This is a genomic window from Desulfoscipio geothermicus DSM 3669 (genome assembly GCF_900115975.1).
GTDB classification, from domain to species: domain Bacteria; phylum Bacillota; class Desulfotomaculia; order Desulfotomaculales; family Desulfallaceae; genus Desulfoscipio; species Desulfoscipio geothermicus.
Map to the genome: position 1 here is coordinate 1 of NZ_FOYM01000039.1, position 22,805 is coordinate 22,805.

At 45.0% G+C, this 22,805-nt stretch carries 21 protein-coding genes and 1 pseudogene; 4 read left to right on the top strand and 18 right to left on the bottom strand.

Features of this window, described 5'->3' with window-relative positions:
• Window positions 1-237: transposase (locus BM299_RS17025; RefSeq protein WP_165608405.1), on the bottom strand; the 237-nt coding region annotated here is incomplete at its 3' end.
• A gap of 116 nt (window positions 238-353) precedes the next feature.
• Here BM299_RS17025 and BM299_RS17030 point away from each other — a divergent pair.
• Window positions 354-623, top strand: a complete 270-nt coding sequence (locus BM299_RS17030; RefSeq protein WP_131820676.1) for a hypothetical protein — start codon at window positions 354-356, stop codon at window positions 621-623.
• A 1-nt stretch (window position 624) separates the two neighbouring features.
• On the opposite strand, the pseudogene BM299_RS20095 reads toward BM299_RS17030, so the two are convergent.
• A pseudogene (locus BM299_RS20095) lies at window positions 625-963 on the bottom strand (IS1380 family transposase); the annotation flags it as partial.
• Between the two features lie 158 nt (window positions 964-1,121).
• On the opposite strand from BM299_RS20095, the gene BM299_RS19130 reads away from it, so the two are divergent.
• Window positions 1,122-1,337, top strand: coding sequence for a ubiquitin family protein (locus tag BM299_RS19130; protein ID WP_131820677.1), 216 nt, complete (start codon window positions 1,122-1,124; stop codon window positions 1,335-1,337).
• Between the two features lie 110 nt (window positions 1,338-1,447).
• Here BM299_RS19130 and BM299_RS17040 read toward each other — a convergent pair whose 3' ends face one another.
• The 10 genes from BM299_RS17040 to BM299_RS17085 form a co-directional block, all read right to left on the bottom strand.
• Window positions 1,448-2,980 carry an L-aspartate oxidase gene (locus tag BM299_RS17040; RefSeq protein ID WP_207545227.1) on the bottom strand — a complete coding sequence of 511 codons (1,533 nt, stop codon included), beginning with the start codon at window positions 2,978-2,980 and terminating at the stop codon, window positions 1,448-1,450.
• 68 nt (window positions 2,981-3,048) lie between these two features.
• Window positions 3,049-3,165 (bottom strand): helix-turn-helix domain-containing protein, encoded by a 117-nt coding sequence (locus BM299_RS20510; RefSeq protein ID WP_165608407.1) that lies wholly within the window; start codon window positions 3,163-3,165, stop codon window positions 3,049-3,051.
• A 135-nt stretch (window positions 3,166-3,300) separates the two neighbouring features.
• Complete coding sequence (locus tag BM299_RS17050; protein ID WP_092487279.1) at window positions 3,301-4,950, bottom strand: sigma-54-dependent Fis family transcriptional regulator; 1,650 nt, start codon at window positions 4,948-4,950, stop codon at window positions 3,301-3,303.
• Between the two features lie 65 nt (window positions 4,951-5,015).
• Window positions 5,016-5,606, bottom strand: coding sequence for a DUF1847 domain-containing protein (locus BM299_RS17055; RefSeq protein ID WP_092487282.1), 591 nt, complete (start codon window positions 5,604-5,606; stop codon window positions 5,016-5,018).
• Between the two features lie 138 nt (window positions 5,607-5,744).
• Window positions 5,745-6,386, bottom strand: coding sequence for a succinate dehydrogenase/fumarate reductase iron-sulfur subunit (locus BM299_RS17060; protein ID WP_092487285.1), 642 nt, complete (start codon window positions 6,384-6,386; stop codon window positions 5,745-5,747).
• 3 nt (window positions 6,387-6,389) lie between these two features.
• Window positions 6,390-8,075: an FAD-dependent oxidoreductase gene (locus tag BM299_RS17065; protein ID WP_092487287.1), complete on the bottom strand. Its 1,686-nt coding sequence runs from the start codon at window positions 8,073-8,075 to the stop codon at window positions 6,390-6,392.
• Window positions 8,076-8,174: 99 nt separating this feature from the next.
• Entirely contained in the window at window positions 8,175-9,533 is a 1,359-nt protein-coding gene (locus tag BM299_RS17070) for an MmgE/PrpD family protein (RefSeq protein ID WP_207545228.1), read from the bottom strand.
• An 11-nt stretch (window positions 9,534-9,544) separates the two neighbouring features.
• On the bottom strand, window positions 9,545-10,441 hold the full coding sequence (locus BM299_RS17075; RefSeq protein ID WP_092487293.1) for a succinate--CoA ligase subunit alpha: 897 nt from the start codon (window positions 10,439-10,441) through the stop codon (window positions 9,545-9,547).
• Between the two features lie 17 nt (window positions 10,442-10,458).
• Window positions 10,459-11,676: an ATP-grasp domain-containing protein gene (locus BM299_RS17080; RefSeq protein WP_092487296.1), complete on the bottom strand. Its 1,218-nt coding sequence runs from the start codon at window positions 11,674-11,676 to the stop codon at window positions 10,459-10,461.
• A 49-nt stretch (window positions 11,677-11,725) separates the two neighbouring features.
• Window positions 11,726-12,580: an HpcH/HpaI aldolase/citrate lyase family protein gene (locus BM299_RS17085; RefSeq protein WP_092487299.1), complete on the bottom strand. Its 855-nt coding sequence runs from the start codon at window positions 12,578-12,580 to the stop codon at window positions 11,726-11,728.
• A gap of 619 nt (window positions 12,581-13,199) precedes the next feature.
• Between BM299_RS17085 and BM299_RS19755 the strand changes: the two genes are divergently transcribed.
• Together BM299_RS19755 and BM299_RS17095 are read left to right on the top strand one after the other, a co-directional pair.
• Complete coding sequence (locus tag BM299_RS19755) at window positions 13,200-13,388, top strand: sodium ion-translocating decarboxylase subunit beta (RefSeq protein WP_092487302.1); 189 nt, start codon at window positions 13,200-13,202, stop codon at window positions 13,386-13,388.
• Window positions 13,389-13,498: 110 nt separating this feature from the next.
• A complete protein-coding gene (locus tag BM299_RS17095) occupies window positions 13,499-13,897 on the top strand; it encodes a hypothetical protein (protein ID WP_207545229.1) in 399 nt (132 codons plus the stop codon).
• A gap of 1,265 nt (window positions 13,898-15,162) precedes the next feature.
• On the opposite strand, the gene BM299_RS17100 is transcribed toward BM299_RS17095, so the two are convergent.
• From BM299_RS17100 to BM299_RS17125, 6 genes are all read right to left on the bottom strand, one after another.
• Entirely contained in the window at window positions 15,163-16,818 is a 1,656-nt protein-coding gene (locus BM299_RS17100) for an acyl-CoA synthetase (RefSeq protein WP_092487305.1), read from the bottom strand.
• 148 nt (window positions 16,819-16,966) lie between these two features.
• A complete protein-coding gene (locus BM299_RS17105) occupies window positions 16,967-18,130 on the bottom strand; it encodes an acyl-CoA dehydrogenase family protein (protein ID WP_092487307.1) in 1,164 nt (387 codons plus the stop codon).
• A 427-nt stretch (window positions 18,131-18,557) separates the two neighbouring features.
• Entirely contained in the window at window positions 18,558-19,409 is an 852-nt protein-coding gene (locus BM299_RS17110) for a 3-hydroxybutyryl-CoA dehydrogenase (protein ID WP_207545230.1), read from the bottom strand.
• A 4-nt stretch (window positions 19,410-19,413) separates the two neighbouring features.
• Complete coding sequence (locus BM299_RS17115) at window positions 19,414-20,595, bottom strand: thiolase family protein (protein ID WP_092487318.1); 1,182 nt, start codon at window positions 20,593-20,595, stop codon at window positions 19,414-19,416.
• A 361-nt stretch (window positions 20,596-20,956) separates the two neighbouring features.
• Window positions 20,957-21,160: an AAA-type ATPase lid domain-containing protein gene (locus tag BM299_RS17120; protein WP_092487310.1), complete on the bottom strand. Its 204-nt coding sequence runs from the start codon at window positions 21,158-21,160 to the stop codon at window positions 20,957-20,959.
• Window positions 21,161-21,452: 292 nt separating this feature from the next.
• Complete coding sequence (locus BM299_RS17125) at window positions 21,453-22,562, bottom strand: FUSC family protein (RefSeq protein ID WP_092487312.1); 1,110 nt, start codon at window positions 22,560-22,562, stop codon at window positions 21,453-21,455.
• Between the last annotated feature and the right edge of the window lie 243 nt (window positions 22,563-22,805).

Here is a 22,805-nt window from a genome sequence, read left to right on the forward strand (position 1 = left end):
AAGTTCTCTTTTCAGACGCCGGATTTCCTCTTCTTCAGATGTACCAGGAATTCGTTTACCATGACCAGGGAAACTGTTATTTCCATATTCGTTATAATTTCTACACCAGCGTCTTAAATTGCTTACACTGATTCCTAAATCTTTAGCTATATGACTAATCTTTTTACCGCTGGTTTTGGTGAGTTCAACAGCTTCCTTTTTAAATTCACTACTGTATACTCGCCTTTCCTCTCCCACAGCTTCCAGCACCTCCTGTTAATACTATACACTCTTAACTTGGTGTCTATCAAATCGGGGGAGAGGCAGAGTTTCAGGGACGTTCCTACGATTCCATGGTGGCGCATACTACCATCGTGTTCATCCGATACATTATGCTGGCTCTGGAGAGCCGAAACGGCGAAGACCCGAGAACCATCGGCAACCTCTTCTACATCTGCTGCGACGAGTTGCAGGATATCAGTCTGGTAGATGCGCTACAGAGGATTTTCTCCCTGATGGAGCGGTTTTTACAAGAGCAGCTGCAACTGGCGGAGGCGGAGATCCGCAAGCTGATCGACTACTTGATCAGCAATTTACCCTCGTTTTTCAAGGAACGACTGGCTGCTTGTTACTGCGAAAGTTGAGTTCTAAAATAATTTGCTTCCATTGTTCGTTTTTACCGGCCATATCCAATCGCTGCCGTAAAGTTGGACTGGAAGGCACCTTAGTAACATTTAGAGATATAGCAAAAAAGTCGTCTTCTCTAAACGGTTCGATGTGATCAAAGTCGCTTTTTCCTTGGCACAATAAGTCAATGTATGAAGTAACTACATCACCATGTGATATATTTGGTGTATATACACCTGGTATTCTTGATTTATCAAGTCGCTTTTTTTAGGTTGTTTTAGCAATAAGAGCACCTACAAATGTAAGCCCGGAATGAGTAGTAAGGTATTCGTTAGACTGTTCGATAACGAATTTCATGTGTGCACCCCACAGGTGAATTATTGATATCTTGATTATCTTTGCATATCTTTATTATACTAAATATTTCACCTGTTATGGGCGGTTTTCTAATATTTAGTTCACGGATTCAGGTAAGGACAAAAAAAAAAAAAAAAAAAATGAAGATAACTGTGCAATTGGAATTAACAATGTCTAAATATAGACCAGAAGGCCAAAAGGAAATTGCCATTGAATTACCCCAAGGAGCCAAAATGATTTCGATACTTGATTATTTTGGCATCCCGCCGGAAGAACCTATATTAATTGTTAAAAACGGCAGAACAGCCACTACCGAAGACGCACTTAGTGAAGGAGATTTAATAATCGTTTTACCCCTTCTCGAAGGCGGTTAAAACAAAGTTACCCGGCAGAGTTACTTGTCGGCTAATAATTTCCATTTTTTTAAATACACGGGCCCATTATCTAATATAATATTTCGCTGTGTCTCAAGCACATTTGAAGGTTAATCTTCCTCCCTGTAATGGGCTCCCAGACTTTCTTTTCTTTTTAATGCTGCTTCAGCAATGGCCTCTCCTACATCAAGCATCATGAATAATTGACAATGCTCGAGCAATTCATTCCAATCCCTTATGTTTGAATTAAAAAGCTGTTTTTTGAAATCCTTAATGACACTCACAGCTTCTTCCAGCTCTGCACCGTTTCTAACCAAAGCCACTTTCTTACCCATTATTTTTCTTACCGTCTTTCTTATCTCACTAACATTCAGGGTGCTACCTTTAGTACCATTGTTTTGCCCAAACAAAGGTCGGTCTGAAATAACCTTTGGTACAGCTTTTATCCTTTTTGCCCGCTGTGCTGCGTCCCTACCGGCAATCATACCAAATACAGCTGCCTCTGTAAGAGCATTGCCGGCGAGGCGATTAGCACCGTGAAGCCCCCCGGCCGTCTCCCCTGCTGCGTACAGGCCGTCAATATCAGTACGCCCCATTCCGTCCACAGCAACTCCCCCCATCATAAAATGCATGGCAGGGGCAACTTCAATTACCTGCCTTCCCTTGAGGCAACTATACAAATCACTGTAGTTTTTTGACATGACCTCTTCAGGAATAGCAGTAAAGTCCATATATACGCTAACTTGTTCGGTCCCTCTTCCTGCATTTATTTCATTAAAATTTGCCCGGGCCATAACATCTCTTGTGGCCATTTCCATATCCGGAGAATAATGCACCATATACCTTTCACCATATTTATTACGCAAAACAGCACCATCCGCAAAGGGAGCAGTGGACATAACCATCCGTGGCGGCCCCAAGGCCACCGCCGGGTGGAACTGGACAAATTCCATGTCTCTAAGACCTGCCCCCGCACGTAGTGCCAGCGCATAACCATCGCCAGTAACATCGGCGGAATTGGTTGATAAGAAGTATACTCCCCCGGCACCGCCACAGGCAAGGATAACACTGGATGTGCGAAATACCCATATCTTTTCTTTTTTTCTATCCAACCCCCGGGCACCCACAACTTGATCCTCATGTTTTAGCACATCAGTCATAAGTACCCCTTCAACCACACGCACTCCTAACCTGACGACCTCGCGCACAAGGGGGAGTGTCAAGGCAAGCCCCTTTGTTTGCGGGGATCTTACGGCACTGCTGTCAACGGTAAGAAACCGTTTGCAGGAATGCCCCGGAGAGCCTTTTCTAAGGAGACTTCCGTTTTCCATTAGAAAGGGAACTCCCAGATCAACCAACCGTTTAATGGCCTCACATGCCGTTTTTGCAAATACTTCAACCATGTTAATGTTATTTATCTGTTTTCCTGCCTTTACAGTATCTTCAACGTGCTTTTCCACGGAATCCCCGTCATAACCCTCTTCCAAAACAGCGGCCATACCATTACGTGACATGATGGTATTACCACTTTTTCCCGCTAGACCCTTTGTTACCAATACTACATTCCGGACAATCCGTGCCGCTTCGATGGCGGACATTAAACCCGCCAGCCCACCTCCTATAATAAGCACATCAGCATCCACTTCCACTTTTTGAGGTGCAATATTCACTGTATATCTCCCCTTGGACAAATTACCCCTTTGAATTCTGATCATAATTCGTTCAACTTTTTCCAGAGGGTTGTCCTGCTAACTCCTAGTTTTTTGGCCAACTTATTCTTTTTAAAACCCAATCTCTTGTCCATTTTTTTAATTATTTCTTTTTCCATTTCTTCCAGTGTACCGATCTGTACTGTAATACAATCTTTGGATGCGGATAATAAAATCCCTTCATCTGCATTCTCTATAATTTTGCACACAAGGTCTTTATTTAAGGATTGACCGTTCGAAAGAACGACCAACCTTTAGATAAAATTCTCTAACTCCCGAACATTTCCAGGCCATTGATACTGGTTTATCCAATCTCTAATTTCCTTAGGAATATATTTTACATTTTTTCTGAATTTTTTGTTAAATGACGATATAAAATGATTCGTCAACAGCTCAATATCCCCTTCCCTTTCACGTAGAGGGGGTAATTTAAGTTTTAAAACATTAAGTCGATAGTAGAGATCTGCACGAAAATCTCCTTTCTGTACCGCATCACTTAATTCCAGGTTAGTTGCAGCAATCACCCTAACGTTTACAGGTATTACCTTGCTTCCTCCAAGGCGCATTACCTCTTTTTCTTGCAGAACACGTAAAAGCCGTCCTTGGAGAGAAAACGGTATTTTGCCAATCTCATCAAGAAAAATGGTCCCACCATGCGCCAATTCAAACAGGCCAAGTTTGCCACCTTTCTTGGCACCGGTAAAAGCACCCTCTTCGTAACCAAATAGTTCACTTTCCAACAGGTTCTCGGGTAACGCAGCACAGTTTACAGCAACAAAAGGGCCTTCTTTACGCGAACTTATATTGTGTATACCTTGAACCATCAACTCTTTACCCGTTCCGGTTTCACCGGTAATCAAAACAGTAGAGTCGGTATGTCCGTATTTCTTTGCAGTCTCAATTGCCTCCCTGATTGCCCTGCTTTCACCTATAATATCATCGAAAGAAAATCTGGCTACCAACCCCTTATGATAAATCTTACGCCGGGTCTTTTGTTCGAGTTGTTGCAACCTGGTGAGCTCCTGAAAAGTAACAACCACCCCAAAGTTTTCGTTTTTTGAATTGACCGGGTACCGGTTAACAACCACTTTTGTATTGTCCAGTTCCTGCAGGTGACCGTCGCAAGGGATTCCATCCTGGTAAACACCGGCTAACCATAAATTGTTCAATTCCTTGATTTGTTTGTTCATCACAACACGATTATCAAGACCCAAGATTCTTTCAGCGACTCTGTTAATAAACATTACCCGTTCCTGTTCATCCACCAGAATAACCGCTTCTTCCACAGAATTCACTACTGTTCGAAGGCGCTGGGTGTATTTCCTGTCATGCCTCCTGATTCTAATAACTTCCTTGGCCCTTTCAATCGCCTGGACAATACTGCGCCGGCTGGAATATATAAGTATCCCGCGCATACCCATAGCTTTTGCCATGTTTACAGCAGGTTGCCCACCCCCGACCACAACCTCCATACCATCCTCATAGGCACGGAGAACCATGTTCTCCAGTTCCTCATAGTTTCGATAAAGATATTGCTTGATATTAATGCCTAAGATTTTCTCCGGTTTTTTAAACTCGTATCCGCCCTGGTGATAATATGAGCCTAAAAAAGCAATTTTGGACGATATATTTTTTGCTTCCCACAAGGCTTGTAAAATATCATAATCACTGGCTTCAGCTGTAATTACAGGAACAGATACATTATTTTTAAGCGCAGCAGCTGTACCACCGCGACTTACCACAACCTCAATTTCATCCCGTTCAGTTATTTTCAATACTTTTTGTACAGCATCTTCAAGTACAGCCTCAATTATAACAGGCTCAACTGAAAGTTCGCAGCAGATATCTTCCGTTAACTTAGTAAAATCGGGATAAGGTGAGGTGATAAGAACGCGCGGTAACAAAACATCACCCTCTTAAACAATAATAATAATTTAATTTCTATTTTACCCTATTTGCCAGTTAATTACTATATAACTCCAGGAACATTAAACTTATTCTTTAGATAATACCGGGAATAGATGGCCCCCAATGGGTTATGAGCCATAACGCGATCCTTAACCACCAAAGTGGTTACAGGAGCATCACAATACTTCGCAAATAAAATATCATGGCCTACACAAAGGCCGACAAGCAGGTTAAGATCTGTTTTTTCTTTATTAAGATTCATAGCCTGCCCTACGGGATTACACATAGCTTCAAAACGATCCTCTTTTATTTGCGGCAAGCCCATCTCTTTTTTGTTTTTCCCACACACCTTACAACAAACTACTTTTACTGTAAACCACTTCTCAAAGATAGAGGCGATAACCTCTGCCTCTCTGGCCAGCCCAATACAATGAGCGATTCCAATAGTGTGGTAATCCATTTCCTGTGCAAACCGGATGACTTCCTCCACCCTTGTAAGTTCCATATAAAAATTGGCCTCAAGTGCCGTAGCCGTTGCCAATAGCTTTTTGTTTATAGGGTCGCTATAGGCTTTTTCTATTTCTTCGGTCCACGGAAAGCAGGTTTTCCCCTCAACGTAACATTTTCTGTCTTTACAACCTCTACAGTTCATTGCAAGAAAACCTCCCTATAAATACTTATTCTCCCGGGGACGCCACGGGGACGGTTCCATCGTCTTCCCTTCGGCCCTTCGCTGCGCTTCGGGGACGCTCGAACCGTCCCCATGGCTCCCCATGCTTTTATTTAAAAATTAAACTTCCGGTAGATTAATCTTTTTGGGACAGAAACTTTTAAGATTTTCCCTGAAAGCAGCCATTTCCTCTGGATATTTACGGTTTAACTGCAGCCGCACCAGACCGAGCATATCCCTGGCATCCAGAGCCAGCCGGTGGTTTTTAACAATGGCCGCGGGACCTATCTCTCGCCCGTCACCCAACTCAGAATCACACAACCCGCACAAAATACAGGTAGCCGGGTTCTCAATTTTGGCTGCATCCTCCGGGGTCATACGCCCGTCATGATTATTTTTCGTTAAAACCCAAGGTATAATATCCTTTAGTGAATCGAAAAAGGGCTGCAGGTCAACCACTAAATCCTTTAAACGCCGGAACCCGAACATGGGTCCCAGTGACAAGTTACCGTTAGAATCAACAACATCTTTAAGCAAAGTTTGGCAGGCCAAACGCGGCTCTCCATTAATCTCCATGGCGCAGGAACCGCAAATGGCACTGCGGCAAGACCGGCGGAAAGAGATGGTAGGATCTTGCTGCCAAGCCTTAATTAATGCGTCCAAAACTGTTTCGTTCTCCTTAGCTTCCACTTTTACTTGTTGTTTGTAAGCACCCCGGTCACAATTCGGATCAAAACGGTCAATTGATAGGTTAATCAGCATGGACTAATACCCCCTTTCAACCGGCTGGTATTTGGTGATGGAGACTGGTTCCTTACCGAATTCCGGGCCTTTTTCCCCGCGCCATATTATGGTGTGGTTCAACCAATCCTGGTCATTACGTTGGGGGAAGTCGGTGCGGTAATGCGCTCCCCTGCTTTCGGTTCTGCGCAGGGCAGCCAAGGCAATTATTTCACTTAGATCAAGCAGGTATCCCACTTCAATATGCTCTATTAACTCGTAATTAAACGGTTCTTCCTTGCGGCTGACTTTAAGGGTACTGTAGCGTTCTTTTAAACCTGCCAATATATCTACTGCCTGTTTTAATTCAGATTCCGTACGAAAAACTCCTACATATTCAGTCATGGTACGGTTCATTTCTCGCCTGATCTTAAAAATATTATCCCGGGGATCAAGGGGACTATTGGATCCAAAGTTGTTTTTCCAATTTTCCTCGGCCCTCTCCAACGATTCGCCAGGTAACTCCGGCCATGCTGTTTCTTTAGATACCATCTCTACCACCCTTCGTCCAGCCCTCCGGCCGAAAACCACTGTTTCCAACAACGAATTACCTCCCAGGCGGTTAGCTCCGTGCACACTTACATTAGCCGCCTCTCCTGCTGCCAGTAATCCTTTTATGTTGGTTTCACAGTTTAAATCAGTGCGAATACCTCCCATACTGTAGTGTTGGGCAGGCTCAATGGGAATAGGCTTTTCCACCGGGTCTATCCCTGTATACCGGCAAGCCAGGTCCCGAACCTGGGGTAATCGCTCTTTGATCTTGGCTTCTCCCAGATGGGTTAAATCCAGATTTACATATTTCCCCTCAACTCCCCGGCCTTCTTTGATTTCATTAAAAATGGCCCTGGAAACTACATCGCGGGGAGCAAGCTCCATTTTCCGGGGCGCATAGCGGTCCATAAACCTCTCACCCCGGTTGTTAAATAAATAGCCCCCTTCGCCGCGTGCCGCCTCAGACACAAGGACATTTGTCCCGTACAGAGTCGTGGGGTGGAACTGTACAAATTCCATATCTGCCAATCTCGCCCCGGCGCGGTAAGCAATGGTCATTCCGTCGCCGGTATTGGCAAAGGCATTTGTAGTTTTGGCGAAAGCCCTGCCGTATCCTCCCGTAGCCAAAATGACAGCTTTGCATCTAATGATTTCTGTCCGTCCTGATGCCAGATCGTATACAAACAGGCCGCTTATTCGCCCGTTTTCTACCAGTAACTCCACCAGGTACCATTCAGGGTAGGTTTTAACTCCCAACTTAAGGGCACGTTCATAAAGAGTATGCAAAACTACATGACCGGAAAGGTCTGCTGCAAAACATGCCCTGGGGAACCCCGCTCCACCCAATGAACGCTGGGCAACCCTGCCGTCTTCCGTGCGAGACCAAGGCACGCCCGCCCATTCCAACTCTTTTATTACTTCCGGGCCTTCAGAGCACAGGACCTCTATGGCATCCTGGTCACCAAGATAATCGCTGCCTTTTACGGTATCAAAAATATGTGACTCCACACTATCATCCTCACTGAGGGCGGCGTTAAATCCCCCTTGCGCTGCACCGCTATGAGAGCGAGTCGGATAAAGTTTGCTTAAGACTGCTACGTCCACGCTTCCTGCTGCCGTAGTTGCAGCCATAAGCCCGGCCAGGCCGCCGCCAACAACTACCACATCGTGGGTAATCATGTTATTTCCCTCCTACGACCAGTTTTTAAAGCTTAATCAATACATTTATGCTGAGAAACTATAACACATATTCTTTGATGAAAAACAAATAATTCATAATTAATTTTTAGCCAGCCATTTTAACACATCCTGCGGAGACCGGGCTTCAGGCAAGTTAATCACTGATTTAACAATGCTCCGAACCTTCTCTTCATCCAATACCGGTAATACCAGATCATAGAACTTCTTTTTAAGATCTTCCCCGGAAACAGGGTTCTCCGGGTCACCTTTAGGATAGTCCGTCTTTCCTTTAAAAGTACCCCGCTTAGTCCCTATCGTCACCCTCACCGGCCACCGTTCCGGATACATTGATTCCAGCTCGGGATCAACTTCAATTTTGATTTTTTTCATTACTTCTCTGATAACCGGGTCGCTGAGAGTTTCCAAGCTAAAATATTCCAGCCCGGCTTTGCGCTTGACAAGGCCCAGTGCTAAACAAAAGGGCAGACTGAATTTAGCCGCGTATACGGTTTTCGGATCGGGATTATTCACAATGTCCAGGGCTACCCGGTAAACCCCTGCCTTCACAGAGGCAACTTCTGCAGGTATTATGTTCTCCCTTTCAGCAAGTCCAATCACCACATCCAGAGCCGCGTGGGTGTGCCGGCATGAAGAGTGTATTTTAAAGCAATTTTCCTCAATCTTATATTTATTCCCAAGACCTGCTACAACTTTGCCTACATCGTATTCCTTTGCGGTACTGACAAAAAAGCCTCTCTTTCCTTCTAAAATCCGGCGCGCACCTGTAAACCCCTTGGAAGCCAAAATGGCGGATAGTAAGCCATTCATGGCTGCCTTTCCCGGATGGAGGTGCTTGGTCATAGCTCCGTCTTCAATAAATTCCCATAAACCGGCCGCTTGAGAACCGGCATTACCGAGAGCGTGAACCATTTCTTCAACATTAAGGTTCAATATCTTTCCTGCTGCCGCGGCAGCTCCGAAAGTACCGCAAGTGCCGGTAGTATGCCATTTTTTGTAATGGCTGGGTGTTACAGCTTCACCTATGCGAATTCCCACCTCGTAACCGGCGACAATACCCTCAATTAGTTTTTTTCCATCTGCCTGTACAAGTTCCGCCGCAGCCAAGGCTGCCGGCATTACAGGTGCGGCAGGGTGAAAAATAGACGCTTTATGAACATCATCCAGTTCGAGAATGTGGGAACTGACCCCGTTAACCAGTGCAGCCCCAAGGGCTGACGATCTTTCTCCGGTTGTAAGTATAGTGGCCTGCGGGTTACCACCCATTTCCGCGACCATTTCCCTTACAATACGTCCCGGAGATTCCCTGCCGCCTCGTATCCCGGACCCCAACCAGTCCAAAAAACTTAAAACAGCAAGCCGTACAGTACTGGTAGGCAAATCTTTGAATTTCAAGTTAACTGTAAATTCGGCCAACTGATGAGATAGCGTTTTATGCATAGGCATCTCCTTTAACTAAGCGCTTTTTGCAATAAAGTTATTATATCGTCGAATTCGTCTGCAACCAGCATACCTGCCTCCTTAAGTCTTTTAACTTTTTGAGACGGTTTACCCGCCCCTCCGGAAATAATTGCCCCCGCATGTCCGAATACGGTACCCTCGGGCAAGTTCTCAGTAAACTGTCCGGCTACGAAAGAAATCAGCGGTTTAGTAAATCCACCCGCCTTCACAAAGTCAGCCATATCCTCTTCAAAAGTGGTACCAGGCTCGGAAAATGTAACCACGGCGTGCGTGTCAGGATCAGCTTCAAATAATTTAAGTAAATCCACCGGAGGTGAACCAATCAACGGGTCTCCACCAATGCTGACGCTAGTACTGATGCCATATCCGGCACGCTTAACCATCCACGATGTTTCCGCTGTCATACCACCGCTTCTGGAAATAACTCCCACGTGACCGGAGATAAAGCACCGTTCTACATTATCGCCTCCAATTGCACCTACTTTCACCCTTTCTCCCGGGCTAATTATCCCAACCGAATTTGGTCCCACGACCCGAGCACCTTTCTGTTTTGCAAGGTAAAGAAACTTGATTACGTCTTTCTGGGGCACGTTTTCCGTAGCAATGAACACAAATTTTATATTATTATCCAAAGCCTCGACCACCGCATCATAAACAAAAGCCGGTGGTACATATACAACGGCCGTATTAATTTCGTGATTATTCATAGCCTCCTTAACGGTATCATACACGGGAACTCCGTGGACATCAGTACCGCCTTTACCCGGAGTTACTCCTGCAATTACCGGCGACCCATAATCCAGCGTGTGCTTGGTAACCATTGACGCCTCGCGCCCCGTAATACCCTGTATTAAAATCTTGGAGTTTCTGTCAATGAGAATAGCCATCTAACTTACCTCCTATCTTAATAATCGGCATAAGTTTTCTTCATTTTTTCCACCATACGTCTAGCTGCCTGGGTCATGGTAATTTCATCACCGTAGTATTCGACGCCGGCCTTTGCAAATATTTCTCTGGCTTCAGTCTCATTAACACCGGCTTCCCTTACCACAACGGGAAACTTTTGCGGGTCAATGTTCATTTCCCTTAACGCCCTTGTTACGCCCAGGGCAACCAAATCCACCTGTGTATTATTAGTGATGTTTTGAGCAACAAACAATCCCCTTACTCCCGGCTTGGAAAGAATACCCTTTGTTAAACCGTAAACCTTCTCAGCCGAAGGGTTACCTCCAAATTCCGAATAATTTGCGGGGCTGCCTCCGGCATTAACCAGCGCATCAAATAACAGCAGGCTTCCTCCCCCACCGCCGCACATAAAACCGATATCTCCTCCGTCCATCTCCGTATACCTGGCCGTACCCCTGTAAGGTTCAGATTCGTTTACGGCTACCATTTGCTTCTCCAGTTCTGTTAAAGGACGCCACGCTCTCTCAGTACCCATTTGAACCCTGCCCGAAAGACTCGGGTGTCTGTATAGCGCACTGTCATCAACTGCCATAACAACTGCTGCAGCCATTACATTACCTGACTCAGTAATTACCAGCGGGTTAATTTCCAAAAGGTAGGCATCAAACTTGTCAAACACTTTGTATAGACGGGAAGTTACACCCGTAAGCATCTGCAGTTCTTTACCTTTAACACCTAATCCCGACCATATTTCCTTAGCTTGGTAGCTTTCCAGGCCTCGAATAGGATCAACATGATAAGCTAAAACTTTCTCCGGGTATTTCTGATTAATCTCCTCTATATCAATACCACCTTCGGTACAAGCAATTATAACGGGCTGCTTAACTACTTTATCTATAGTGATGGAAAGATAAAGTTCCCTGGCAATATCAATTTTTTCTTCTACCAATACTTCTTCTACAGGATAGTTTCGTACTGTCATACCCAGAAGTTCCGAGACCTGTTCTCCGGCTTCTTGTGCGGTAGCGGCAAACTTTACGGCACCCGCCTTGCCCCTTTTACCTACGGGGACTAATGCCTTTAAGACAACCTCCCCGTCAAATTCCGTGAATAGTTGCTCCGCCTCCTCTTTATTTTTGGCGACCGCAAAACGGGGAACAGATACGCCCGATTCCTTAACTAATTCCTTACTGAGGTTTTCCAGTAGCCTGGCCATAAAAACACTTCCTTTCGATAATAAAGACTTACTTTATGAAGTCCCTCTTTTAATTTCGATCTACCTGACTTAGAATTCTTCTTGCTCTATCAGCAACCGGATAATCAACCATTTTGCCGTCGACTTGAACAACTCCTTGCCCGGCAGCTTCAGCTGCTTCGAAGGCTGCCAAAATACGTCTCGCCCACTCAATTTCCTCTTCAGATGGGGAGAATACCCTGTTCGTCGCCTCAATTTGATTGGGATGGATAAGTAACTTACCAAACATCCCAAGCTGCTTAGCTATTAAAAGGTCCCTTTCAAACCCATCCTGGTCCTTGATACCCGGGAAAACCGTATCCACCGGAGGTAAGATCCCTGCTGCCCGTGAAGCATTAACCAGGTGTGACCTTGCATAAAAAATTTCTGTACCTTCACCGGAAAACGAGGTCTCGATATCCATCGTATAATCTAAAGCTCCAAACGCCAGCCTTGATACCCTTTTTGCGGCACATGCAATGTTAAAGGCAAGAATTACTCCCCGGGCACTTTCCACAAGTGGGATTAGGTCAATAGGGGATTTCCCTTGTTTGGATTCAAGTTCTGTCAAAAATTTGTCAATAAACTTAATCTGTTCATCATCTTCTGCCTTAGGAAGCATCACACCGTCTGCGCCATGTTGTACCGCCATAATTAAATCGTCATGCCAAAAGTTTGTTTCAAGACCGTTTATCCGAACATAAACCTTACAACTACGCGGCAACTCCAAGCAACCTGTAATAGTATTTCGTGCGTTTGCCTTTTCGGAAATAGCTACTGCATCTTCCAGGTCAAATATTAGAACATCTGCACCGGCTGAAAGAGCTTTTTCCATACGCTTGGCATTGTTACCAGGAGTAAAAAGAAATGACTTGTACGCAAACATTGGCCTCCCCCTTTCAATAAATTTTGATAATTTAGATCACTATAAAAAGCAATTGTTATGCCAATAAGAAAAGCACAAAAAAACAAGGCCCTGTCTTAAGCCTTGTTCAAAAATTAAATGGGGCGTTTAGTTTTTAAACTGCCACATAAAATCATGCTCAAGCTGAGCATGGATGATAAGTTCAATCAAATTCACGGCAACTTAGCAGCAAACCGGCCGGTGGAAACATATTCTGGATAAAAAAGTTCCAAAGGAGGGTGGCGAATGCCGGACAATTCCCATTTTTTCAATAACCCGCCGGCAGCCGTAATTTTACTGATGGCTGCAGATACCCCGAATCCCGTGCAAAGACTTAATGCACTGAGTCAAACTTTAACAGTATGAGGGAAGCGATGGATCAAATCAACACCGGTCTGGCCGCGTTTAATACCGAAGTTATGCCCATGTTTATGAGGACGGAGAAGGAAACAGCATCCAGAAAGCCGAGAAGATAAAACTATTTTCTATACGTCAGGTGAAACCATTTGTAGTACCCTACAAATGGTTCTATCCTTTTCGTATTCACCCTATTCTAAACCACCGGCCGCAGTGCGGATAAGTCAGGTTTTTCGCTTTATCACTGTCAACTACCCCGGTGATTACAACATCACCGAGCTCCACTGCGGATACCTTTTTGCGGCTGGTGCATATTATGGGCGCCGAGGAAAACCCGCAAAATTACCTGCTCATGCACGCCATGGGGCCCAATGTTGCCGGAGTAATAGGTACTGCCGTTTATGCCGGGGCGCTGATTTCGTCTCTTGGTTAATCATTTAATACTTGTTCAACTGCCTAACCCGGACAAGCCGGAACCCAAAAGGAAATAATCAATCCATGCTGAAAGAGTAAAGCAACCTTTTTCGCATGGAGGTAACAATAGTGCTGCTAACCGAACGCTATAATAAACAAATTGCCGGTGTCATCTCTTGTTATGACCGAATCATAATTCAGGGCACCCTGCCCGGCTGGTGCTTCGACCAGGGCATGACATCATTTCTTAATGCAAACGGCATCAAAATATTTGATTACCCAAAGTTCGCCCAAACCTTACGAGAAGAAATCCGGAACAACGCTGAATGTATTGCTGAAGCAAATGGCTTAGAAATTGAGTTTATCCGCAAGACCAAAGAATTTCGCAAAGAAAAACGAATTAAAGAGATCCTCAAAGAACGTGGAGAACATCCGGGACTGGTACATATATTTTCGGCTATGGAATCCTGCACCAGCTATAAGCCCTGGCATGATAAAAAATCCGGGAAAACATTCCTTACCATATAACTATATCTTTTGTCAGTGAATCGCCAAATTTAGCCGGATATTCAATAGATGCTTTTTCTATTACAAATGCTACCGGATTCAAGTCACTGGCAAAAGTGGTTATACCATATTTTAATGACTCGAGCGGAATGCTTCCCCCTCCGGCCATAGGGTCCATTACAACTTGGGTATCTCCCCAAAGTGTTTTATGTTTGTTTTTTAATTCTTCCAGTAGCTCATCATTGGCACATATTTAAAAGCTCTGTCATAGCCGAAAGGATTGGCCACTCTGTGCTGCGCCAATCCAGCCACTGCGCCATATTCACCGCTTGGATAGAACAGGTGCCGGTAAGCTGAAACAACCCTTACTTTTAAATCTATTATTACCAAATCAACAGGCTAATTGTCGCTGCTAAGTTCGCCTTTGCTCAATCATAATGTTTCAGTTTGTTTTAGACAGTTTTTTTAATAGATACTCATTGCCCAAAATATGCCACAAAATAAAAAAGCATAGCGAACAAAATCTCGGTCCCTGCCATGCATAAAACTTTTCCCGCCATGAAACAGATTGCATCGTGCCTGGTAAATGGCAGATAACGTATGGGGCCAATCAACCGGCACAACCCTATTAATATTGCATGACTCGGCACCCGCCTAATAGATTCTCTGATTAAGGCACCAGGACACAAATATCACCTGCCCAACTAAAACTAATGCTTTTTCTGGTCAATAATTCGCGTTTTTCTAATATTCTCCTGCTATCAAATATTTCTTTGCCAGAGCGAAAAGTAGGAAATAAGGAAGCTAGAAACCACCCGGCTGCCCTGTAAAAATCAAATCTTACGGGTCCGATCCAGGCCGCGTGTGACCTGGTTGACTAGGCATGCATTCCTATGGGCCCTTTGCTGCAGGTCGGGCAGACAGCTGTCCATGGACTTTTAATGGCAAGCTTCACCGTCTCCGGTGAAAGACCGGGCATCTCCCGAACGACGGAACATTTACCAATAAGCCGGGAGTGGCTTCTGAAACAGTAATTTTTGCCACGGTCGCGGGGAGGGCCGGACCCCCACCGCCAAAAAGAAAAAAGGCCGGGAGTTCCGGCCAGTTAAACGTTAACACAGGTGATTACAGCGTTAACTGTTTTGGGGAAATTTTCTTAAAATGGTTATTGGGTTCTTGCATTCAAAAACGGCGATATATGCCTATTTGCTATCGAACGCGGGTTTAAGTTAATTGAATTCAAATCCAAATTCAAAAAAAGAACGAGCCCACCTTTTATAAAATTTTTACTTACCGTAAAAGTCCTTATATTCCTGTCGTAGATCCCGTTTTAATATTTTCCCGCTGGGAGTTTTGGGTAGTTGTTCGATAAAGATAACTCCTTTGGGCACTTTAAATCCGGCCAGGTTTTCCTTGCACAAATTAATAATTTCTTCTTCTTTGATGGTCTGGCCAGCTTTAGGTACTATTATGGCGGTAACCCCTTCCACCCATCTGTCATGCGGTAAACCGATTACTGCCACTTCGGACACCCGTGGATCCTTATAAATTACCTCCTCCACTTCACGAGTGGGTACGTTTTCACCTCCAGTCTTAACCATATCTTTTTTACGGTCAACAACAGATACAAAGTTATCTTCATCCAGAACACCAATATCTCCGCTATGGAACCAGCCGTGGGCCAGAGCAGCCTCAGTTTTTTCAGCTTCCTTAAAGTACAACAGCATGACATGAGGTCCGCGACCGCAGATTTCACCCGGTTCTCCCGGACTATTAATGGGTTTGTGGTCATCATCTTCAATGCGGGTTTCCATTGCAAATCCACCCTGACCCGCCGAGCCCGCCTTTGATATCTGGAATTGAGGTTTAAGTATGGTATGATACGGGCTGAGCTCTATCTGTCCATAGTAGTTATAAAATCGCTGGCAATTGGGTAGCTTTTTCTGTAATTCTTTTAGCACCTCAACCGGCATAATGGATGCCCCGTAATACCCCTTGGTTATGGAGCTGAGGTCGCGCTTTTCAAAATCAGGGTGCCGCATTAAGCCGATCCATACAGTAGGCGGGGCGAAAAACATGGTTACCTTATATTTTTCTACGTATTCCATTATCTGCTTGGGATCGGCCTGTAGCAACAGCACGTTGGTGGCCCCGAGCATGAGGCAGGGGTTAAGGAAAACGTCACGCTGGGCACAATGAAAAATGGGCAAAGCATTAAGATTGACATCATCCGTGGTATACTGCCCGTCAATTATACAACCAGTGTATTCGGCAATGAGTGACTGGTTGGTAAGTATAACCCCTTTGGGCAAAGTTTCCGTACCGCTGGTATAGGTCATTTGCACCGGATCTTCAATGTTTAATTCCACATCAGGTTCATTGACCGGATACTTACGATACCAGGAATCAAAATCGGTAAACCCGGCAATGGCAGCTTCTCCTTTCCCCTGATTGGACCAGATAAATGTTTTAACCATAGGCATATCGTCCAGCACGTCCTTGACCAGGTCGTACAAAGCATCTTCCACAATAAAAACTTTACTCTCCGAGTGGTTGATACAAAAACTGATATCTTTACCCCTGAGCAAATAATTTATTGCCAGATAGATCCCACCCGCTTTGGCAGTACCTAGCCAGGCTATCACATGGTGAATAGTATTATGGGCCAATATGGCTACCCGGTCATATTTTTGTATTCCCAAGTCCAGGAGGGCATTGGCGAAGCGGTTGCACTCTTCCTCAAGTTGGGCATAAGTTAATGTGATATCTTTAAAAATCAGGGCAGGTTTGTCGGGATAGCGGTAGGCACTACGGCGAACCATATCGGCAATAACCCAGCGGTTTACCTTATTATACCTCTTGCGGATAAAATCAAGATTTTCTTTATTAATCACATTAAATTTTTCTTTTTCCTTTTCACTTAAAGGTGGCAAAAATTTCAATGGAAAACCTCCTATCTCAATATTTTGTAATAAATCCCAAAACAGCTTCGGGTATCTGAATTTTTCAAATTTTATTTATGTGCTTACTATTAAGAAAATTTTGCATATTTGGGTGAGTTCCCAATTGAGAACTTACCCAAATATATTTTTATTTATCGCTTAAAATATTTTTAGCAATCACCACACGCTGAATCTGATTGGTTCCCTCGTAAATCTGGGTAATCTTGGCATCACGCATCATGCGTTCCATCGGATATTCTTTCATATAGCCGTAACCACCCAGGACTTGCAGGGCGTCCACCGTGACCTGCATGGCCACATCCGAGGCAAAAAGTTTACTCATTGAAGAAAAACGACTTATTTCATTTGCGGAAACATTATTCTGCGCAGCACTTTCAATAAGAAAAGCGGCTTTATATACCAGTTGCCTGGCTGCTTCAACTTTGGTAGCCATATCGGCCAGCATAAACTGGATACCCTGGAAGGATGCAATTGGTTTGCTGAACTGAACCCGTTCCTTGGCATAATTGAGAGCGTAATCCAAGGCACCTTGGGCTATACCGACGGCCTGAGCTCCGATGACGGGACGGGTGCGGTCCAGAGTCATCATGGCAATTTTAAATCCATCGCCTTCCTTACCAATAAGGTTTTCCGCAGGCACCGGACAATTATCAAAAATTATTTCGGTAGTTTCTGAACCCCGGATGCCCATTTTATGTTCCTTTTTACCTATGCTTAAACCGGGGTAATTTTTCTCCACGATAAACGCACTCAGACCCTTTAACCCGGCTTTAGGGTCAGTGGTAGCAAAAACGGTAAATACGTCCGCAATGCTGCCGTTGGTAATAAAACATTTTTGACCCGAAAGCAAATATTTGCCCCCTTCCCGGACGGCTTTTGTCTTCACACTGCCGGCATCGGAGCCGGCGTTGGGTTCGGTGAGGGCAAAGGCGGCAATTTGGTCACCGTCAGCAATGCCCGGCAGGTATTTTTGTTTTTGCTCCTCGGAGCCACCCACCAGAATAGGCATCATTCCCAGCTCCTGGGCTGCAACTATCAGGGACACGGAGGCGGAAGATTTAGCAATCTCTTCAACAATCAGACACACAGAAGGCAGCCCGGCACCCGTTCCACCATACTCCTCAGGTATTCCGGCACCCAGTAACCCCTGCTCAGCAATAAGCTCTTTCAGATCCCAGGGATATTCATCCTTTTCATCTATTTCCGCTGCCCGTGGCGACACTTTATCCTCCGCCAGCCGTTTTACTATCTGGCGCAACATCTCCTGTTCTTCGGTTAATTGATATGACACTTGAATAACCTGGTTTCTAAAACCTATCAAAATCTATCAACAACAGATTTCGATAACTTTTTCACCGTCCGACAAACGGGCGGCAGTGTCACAGGATTCAACTGCCAGGCCATAGACTCTCGCCTATGTTCCGGGTGGTTCACCTTTTTGGATCACCGCCGGTCGCTTTACGGCAACCGTCCTGCCCGGAAAGGGTGTTACCCTTGCCTCGGTAGTTAACTTTTGACAGCAGCCTTTCATAGCGTGTACAACTGTCATACCGCAAACTTATGAGTATGGGATTTACCCTATACCTAACAGTTCTTTCCGGTGAACATGCCAGGAAACCAGGCTGTTCACCCCTTTCTTTTGCAGATTTTTTAGTATTGCTTTCTTGACAGCAGACAACTGCTGCCAGTTGTTTAATTTACCAAAACCTATACATTTATTATTTATAGTTATAAAAACCACGTCCGGTTTTTCGGCCCAGGTGTCCGGCCCGCACCAGCTTGCGCAACAGTGGACAGGGGCGATACTTGGAGTCACCTGTTTCCATATACAGGGTGTCGCACACCATGAGCAAGGTATCCAGCCCGATTAAGTCGGAAAGGGCCAGGGGGCCGATGGGATGATTGGCGCCCAGCATCATCCCCTTGTCAATATCTTCCGCCGAGGCCACCCCTTCCATTAATACGAACATAGCCTCATTGAGCATGGGGACGAGGATGCGGTTAACAGCAAACAGGGGCGCTTCGTTGACCATAATGTACTCTTTACCCATTTTCTGCACCAATTCTTGTGTTAAGGCTACTGTATCGTCGTCTGTTTCGGCGGCCCGGATCAGTTCCACCAGTTTCATAACGGGCACGGGGTTAAAAAAGTGCATGCCGATAAATTTATTTGGCCTTTTAGTAACTGCGGCCATCTCTGTTACGCTAAGTCCCGAGGTGTTGGAGGCAAAAAAGGCTTGGGGTTTGCAAATTTGATCCAGTTCGCTATAGAGTTCTTTTTTTAGTTCCATTTTTTCAATTACAGCTTCGATAATAAAATCGCAGGGGGCCAGATCGGTCAGTGCGGTGGTACCCTTAATACGAGCCAGCACGGCGTCTACTTCCTCCCTGGTCATTCTTTCTTTTTTGACATCCCGGGCCAGGTTCTTTTCAATAACTGATTTCCCGCGGTTAACAAATTCGTCGGCTACGTCACGCATAATTACATTGTAGCCGGCTCTGGCAGCCACCTGGGCAATTCCTGCACCCATGGTGCCTGCTCCTACAACTCCTATGGTTTTTATGGTCATTACGTTATACCTCCCTTTCCACTATTACGGCAACACCCATACCGCCGCCCACGCATAACGAGGCCAGGCCGTAATGGGCATTGCGCCGTTCCATTTCATTGAGCAGGGTAACTACAATGCGGGTCCCGGTACACCCCACCGGGTGACCTAGGCCAACTCCGCTGCCATTTACGTTGACGATCTCGCGGTTTAAGTCCAGTAATTTTTCACAGGCCAGGTACTGGGCAGCAAATGCTTCGTTCAGCTCGATCAAGTCTATGTCGGCCAGCGCCAGCCCGGCCCGCTGCAGGGCTTTTTTAATGGCCGGTACCGGGCCGTAGCCCATCAGGTCGGGCTCCACTCCGGCACGGGCGTGGCTGACTATGCGGGCCAGGGGCTTTAGACCCAATTGACGGGCCTTTTCTTCCGACATGAGCAGCACCCCAGCAGCGGCGTCATTCAGGCCGGAGGCGTTCCCTGCTGTAACCGTTCCGTTTTTACGAAAAGCCGGTGACAGCTTGGCCAATTTTTCCATACTGATGTCGTTCCGAGGATGCTCGTCCCGGTCGACCAAAACCAGATCCCCTTTGCGCCGGGGCACCGGTACCGGTACGATTTCCCCGGCAAAGTATCCCTTTTCGATAGCGTTAATAGCGTTTTGGTGACTGCGATAAGCAATAATGTCCTGTTCCTCCCGGGTGATACCGTATTTATCCGCCAGTCGTTCAGCTGTTTCGCCCATCATTATTTTATGAATGGGGTCGGTGAGGGTTTCCCACAGGGCGTCAGTGAATTCCCCGTGCTGCAGGCGCATGCCCCAGCGGGCTTTTTTAAGCACGTAAGGAGCCGTGCTCATACTCTCAGTGCCGCCGGCTAAAACGATTTCCGAATCGCCGGTGATAATTTGCTGATAGCCTGAAATAATAGCCTGCATGCCGGAGGCGCATTGCCTCTGGATGGTCATGCCGGTTACGTTATCCGGGAGGCCGGCCATCAAGGCTGCGGTACGTCCTATATTGGGCTCCTCACTGCTTTGGACACAGCAACCCAGGATAACATCGTCAATTTCCGCCGGGTTTACTCCGGTACGTTTAATTACTTCCTTGATTACTACCACCGCCAGTTGACCGGCCGTTACCGAGCGCAGGGCACCGCCGAAGTCACCAATCGGGGTGCGGGCGCCTGCCACAATGACTACGTCCTTGATAATTATCACTCCCTTATAATTTTTAGATGCATCGGCATGCATCGCTATTGCTATTTTTAATCTGAAAATAGCTCATGCATTTTCATTGAGGTTGTGACCCGTTAGGGGTCATGATGGTTTACTTTTAAGAGTTGTTAGGTATGTTAGCTTTGTAAAAATTTCAAATTATTTAAATATAAAATTAATTGTTAATTTTATATTGCAAAAACGCTGCCAGTTGATACATACACCTGAAATGCCCTGGATTTGCATGCTACAAATAGCAAAAAATTCGAAAAAAGGTATCTGCATCATAATCGCATCATGCTGCATCGCATCGGGTTAAAAAAAACCGCCTCCATTTGGGAACAGGTATAACCGGCTAATGGTTGGCGGGCTTGATGTTATCGTGGACAGTTATTACCAATAACCGCTCAATTAAATTTTCCATTTCGCGTACGTTTCCGGGCCAGTTATAATTAGCCAGACAGTCCATTGCATCAATAGATATAGTTTTATTTATGCTTTCTTTGGCCTCCCGGTAGGAATCGAGGCCGGTCCTGTCAAATTTACCGGAGCCGGGCACAACTTCCTTCGGACCCCACCGTTGCCAGTGACGCCCTTGCCTACGGGTTGTCTTCCCGCTGGTTGGGTGACAGGGTTTCTTTCAACCCATCGGCTCGGCAGACATGCCGGGCGAACCCAAAGGGAGTTCCTTTTGCAGGAACTCCTTTTTAGAATTACATGGAAGTGATGTTTAATACATGAGGAATTTAACAAGATTAAGTTAAAAAAGAAGGCACTTGGTTTTTTGGCATATGTACCCGCAATGACACTTATACATCAACTTGATGAACAGTATGTTTAAGATGTGCATATTAAGTTTTGTTATTTAATGTAGTTGAATTTACACCGATTATCTTATTAATAAGCTTTTTACCTTCTCGGGATGCCCATCTTATTTCACTGGCTACCACACCAATTTCAATTAATGCGTGCAGATAATAACTACCAGAAAACCTATCATGCCATTTATCTATTACATCTGTGAGGCTCTCCCAATAAGTTTCACTAATTTCTTCCGGCTTTACTAATGTTTTATCACAGACCAAGGTTTTGAGCTTGTTATTGACCCTTATTACAGTAAAACATCCACTCTCCAATATATTGAGCATGGACTGGAATTCACTGCTTATTGGATTAGCCCCGTGTTTTAGCCGCCTCTCAAGCCGACTAGGTAACAATTCGTAGATTTGGTCAGCCTTTATCACTAGCATTTCACTATAATTTATTAGCTTTTCAGCCAAAGGAAGCCAACTGTTAGGGTCTAGGGATTCGTAATTATTAACTGTGTTATATCTTTCCCTTCGGGCATGTTCGGCCAATACCCGGCATTCACTAATTAACTTATCAACCTTCTCTTTCTCTGTATGGGGTACTGGTATCTGTTCATTTTCAAGACGAACAAAGTCTTTAACAGCTTGGCAAAAGTAATGAACAGCTGTATCGTTACTTTCACGTAATTTAATGGTCAGCAACTGCCCATAACGAGGAGGCCATAATGTAACATTAATAAGCATGGCTATTACAAGACCAATAAAAATAACTGCTGATCGGTCGAGAGCATGAGAAAGAAACTGGTCCGGTGAAGAACTTAAAATAAAAATGGCTGCAACTATACCCATTAGAAGACCATTTTTTAAGTTCAGATTTACAAATAAGGAGATCAAAAATAATGTAGCGACTCCCATTGTGAGCGGACTACCACCAAAAACATAACCAAATATAAGCCCCACACCTACGCCTAAAACATGAGCAATAATCTGCTCTTTGGCTGCTTTGATGGTCAAATATACGGATGGTTGCACATTTACGACCGCTGATACAGCACCAAAGATAGCCGGTTCCAATTTAAGTAAATTACAAATAAACATGGTTACAGTAACGGCAATACTAGTTTTTAATATACGTGCACCGATTTTAAGCATGAGCATTCAATCCTTAACAAACTTAGATGATTGCCTTTAATTTAAATCAGATTAGCAGTTTTTTGCAAGTAATTTTTCCTAAGGTGCTATTGCACATAGCAAAAAAACTCGCAATAACACATTAAACATAATTAATAAAACGGTACCAAAACGCCAAAAGGCCTCCGGGCAAACCCCGAAGGCCTTATCATTACTGGAGCCGACGGTCGGATTTGAACCGACGGCCTGCGCATTACGAGTGCG